Origin of the sequence: Pseudoselenomonas ruminantium, from assembly GCF_900113715.1 — a bacterium.
Taxonomy (GTDB): Bacteria; Bacillota; Negativicutes; order Selenomonadales; family Selenomonadaceae; genus Selenomonas_A; species Selenomonas_A caprae.
The window spans coordinates 1-3,539 of the sequence record NZ_FOQK01000049.1; the positions used below are offsets into that span (position 1 = coordinate 1).

Here is a 3,539-nt window from a genome sequence, read left to right on the forward strand (position 1 = left end):
CTCGAATAAAAACACGGTAATTTACAAACTGCAATTTGCCAATAAAGCGCAGGCCGATTTTGCTGGTTCTTTAGTGGGGGGACGCGACATTTTGTGTTTTGTCCTGTATAATGGATAGCAAAGAAAGTAGATAAAGAATAGTCCAAGGAGCGATTCGATGACGGAAGAACTTTGTGCCTGCGGGCATCATCATGCGCATGGCGAAATGCATCATGAGCATCATGCGCATACGCCGGCAGAGCTGGCGGCTCTGCGCCGCAAGAAAGACCAGCTCAGCATGCTGCAGGGGAATATGCGCGAGATCCAGGCTTTGCACGACAAGATCGATGGGGCACTGGCCCGTGTTGACCGTGAGAATGTTGGCTTTATCCTGACACAGAAAAAGACACTCAAGGAGCTGAAGAAACTGGCGGCCACGGTGCTGGGGGGCGGCAAGGAACCTATCTTTGCCACATTGTATGCGGCTGAGATGGAATACATCGGCAACATAGAAGACATCATGCATCATGCCCAGATCCTCAAGCGGGCTGGTCAGGGCAATGTGACGCCGGAAGTTATGGCCAATATGGAAAAGAGCTTGAAAGCGGCGGCAGAGCTTACAGAATGAGCGTTGCTCCGTCCGCAAGGCAAAAAAAGAGCTGAGAGCAGGCAGGAAGACTGTTCTCAGCTTTTCTATAGCAAAATTCATTTATAGTCAGGAAACCATCTGGGATAATTCCGTGCTTGGCATCATGTTGTCGGCAACGACCTGGCAGAAATGGCGCAATGCATCGGAATCCATTTCATCGTCATTGCCTGCAAGATAAGTCGAAATCCGCTGGCGGCAACGCTGCAGTGCATTGTCGATGGATTTGCTGTCGTGCCCGAGCTGCTGGCTGATGCGGTCATAGCTGCCGCCGCGCAGGCGGGCGATGAAGACTGCATAGGCATAGGGCGACAAAATCTGGCTGAGCACCTTGCGGCAGCTTTCATATTCCTCTTGGAGTATGAGGTCATGTGAGAGCGGCTGCGTGTTGGGGTCGATCAGAGTGTCGATCCAGCTGGTCTTTTCGTTGTCCTCAAAGACCGAAGCATTCAAGGATAATGCCTGGTTCAAGATGGCGTGCTTATAGCGGTTCGCCTTGTTAATGGCCGAAATGCATTCACAGCGGATGCAGCGGCTGGCAAAGGAGACGAACGATACGCCCCGGTCTGCCTGATAATCCTTGAGTGCCTTGTAGAGACCAATCCGTCCTTCCTGCAACAGGTCATCGTGCTCGGCCCAATTCATATACAGCGGACGGCAGATGTTGGTGACCAGATAGTCATACTCCGCTACTAGTTTGGAGCCTAGCTGCGGATCGCCGGTCTTCTGGTATTCCAGAATCAGATCTATTGCTTTATTCGTGTCCATAAATGATATCCCATTTCCTCCTTGTTGATAAATATTAGTGTAACATTACAGAAACTTAAAAGTCAATAGGACTAAAGACTGTATATTTTATGGTTTTTGTGTCCATTATTTTAATTTACCAATCGATTTTTAACCTAGAGAGCCTGACTTATAGTAGTTTGTTAGTTTATTAAATTGTGCTATAATGAATGAAGAATCCTGATTGAAGATAATTGAAATTGATTGACTGGAGGACAAAAAATGTTTTCACGATTGGATGATTGTGCAATCCGGACGAAAATCCAACTGACCTTTGCGGTGGTCATGCTGGTGGCGTGTATCATGGGCGGTGTGGGAATCTACAACCTGCATGCGCTGGACAAGAAATCGACAGAGATAACGGAAAACTGGCTCATCATGACAGATGCGTCGCATCGCATGTATGAAGATTCGGCCAATATGCGTTTTGATGCGTATAAGTATACGCATGTAACCGATCCGGCAGTCATCGAAAAGGCCCGCAAGGATACATTGATGCATCAGGACAACATCCAGAAGGGGATTGCCATCTATGAGGCAGCCCTGGAGCGGGAGATGGCCGTGAATCCGGAGAAGGCCAAGGCCAACAAGGAGAAGTTTGACAAGCTCAAGCAGGAGCTTGACAAGAATTTCGCCATCAACAAGAAAATCCGCGCCGATTTTGAGGGCCAGAACAAAGAGGCAATGATGCAGGGCATCACGGTCGATGGCTTCAAACAGTATGATGTCATCGCCGGTGCGCTCGAAGAGTTCACCAAGCTCAACATCGACAGTGCCAACGAGGCCAATGCCGAGGCGGCAGCACTCTATCAGCGCGGGGCGACGGTCAGCATCGTGCTGCTGGTTGTGGCCTTTGCCATGATCATCCTGTCCTCGCTTTATCTGAGCCGCAGCATCAGCCGCGGGGTCAAGGTGCTGGAGGATATCTCAAGCAAGATGGGCGATGGCAACCTGCGCGAGCGGGCTCCCATCCTCACAGGGGATGAGCTGGGCAAGCTGGCTGGCCATTATAATTCAGTGATTGATAAGCTGGCCAAGATGGTCCGCAAGATCCAGCAGAGTGCGGATGAATCGGCGAATGCCGCAGAACTCCTGCGCACAGGCTCAGAGCAGTCGGCGCAGGCAGCGACGCAGATTGCTGAGTCGATCACCCGCGTCGCTGAGTCGGCGGCAGAGCAGAACCAGATGGCGGAAGCGACGAAGGCCACGGTCGGTGAGATCCGGCAGGAAATCAATCAGGTCAACGATGGCACCGATGCGGTGCTGGCACATGCTGACCATGCACAGCGCAAGGCTGATGAAGGCATGGCGGCCATCAACAAAGCCGTGGAGCAGATGCGCCATATCGGCGTTTCGGTCAATGAATCGGCACAGGTCGTCGCTTCGCTGGGCGAACGCTCGCAGCAGATTGGACAGATTGTCGAGACGATCTCGGCGATTGCCGAGCAGACAAACCTGTTGGCACTCAATGCCGCCATCGAGGCTGCACGGGCTGGCGAGGCAGGCCGTGGGTTCTCGGTCGTGGCTGAGGAAGTGCGCAAGCTGGCCGAAAGCTCCAGCGAAGCTGTAACGGAAATTGCGGATCTCATCCATGGTATCCAGGCAGATACGGAAGAGGCCGTTGCCTCGATGCAGAACGGCACCCAGGAGACAAAATCCGGCGCGACCATCATGGATCAGGCTGGCAAGACCTTTGGGGAGATTGTCGCCCTGATGAAGCAGATGGATGGAGAAATCCGTTCGATGAGCGAGCGCATCCATATGGTAGCGGCTGGGATGGAAGGCATTGTGGCTACGGCTGACCGCCTCAGCGCAGCCAGCAATTCGGTATCGAGCGAGACACAGACGGTATCGGCGGCCACCGAGGAGCAGTCGGCATCGGTAGAGGAGATTGCGTCGTCGGCACATAATCTGGCGACCGTATCGCAGGCGCTGCAGGAAGAGAGCAAGAGATTCCGCATTTAAATGAGAGCGGTAGATTGCAGGCTGATGAAGTGATAGAGAGGTCCGTTGACTCATGAAAGAGTCAGCGGACTTTTTCAATTGCAGTTTGTCTGTTCGTGCGAGCTGAAAATAGGCTTGGAGCAGCTCAGCTTGGGTGAGGGTGGGTGCTCTTTTTCTCCGCTCC

Annotated in this window: 3 protein-coding genes; 2 read left to right on the forward strand and 1 reads right to left on the reverse strand. The window is 52.5% G+C overall.

From position 1 onward, the window contains the following. Positions 1–157 precede the first annotated feature (157 nt). Positions 158–607 carry a hypothetical protein gene (locus BM181_RS14830; RefSeq protein ID WP_075445873.1) on the forward strand — a complete coding sequence of 150 codons (450 nt, stop codon included), beginning with the start codon at positions 158–160 and terminating at the stop codon, positions 605–607. Between the two features lie 87 nt (positions 608–694). On the opposite strand, the gene BM181_RS14835 is transcribed toward BM181_RS14830, so the two are convergent. Continuing rightward, a complete protein-coding gene (locus BM181_RS14835; RefSeq protein WP_075445874.1) occupies positions 695–1,393 on the reverse strand; it encodes a sigma-70 family RNA polymerase sigma factor in 699 nt (232 codons plus the stop codon). Between the two features lie 240 nt (positions 1,394–1,633). On the opposite strand from BM181_RS14835, the gene BM181_RS14840 reads away from it, so the two are divergent. Beyond that, positions 1,634–3,376 (forward strand): methyl-accepting chemotaxis protein, encoded by a 1,743-nt coding sequence (locus BM181_RS14840; protein ID WP_075445875.1) that lies wholly within the window; start codon positions 1,634–1,636, stop codon positions 3,374–3,376. The last annotated feature ends 163 nt before the right edge of the window (positions 3,377–3,539 follow it).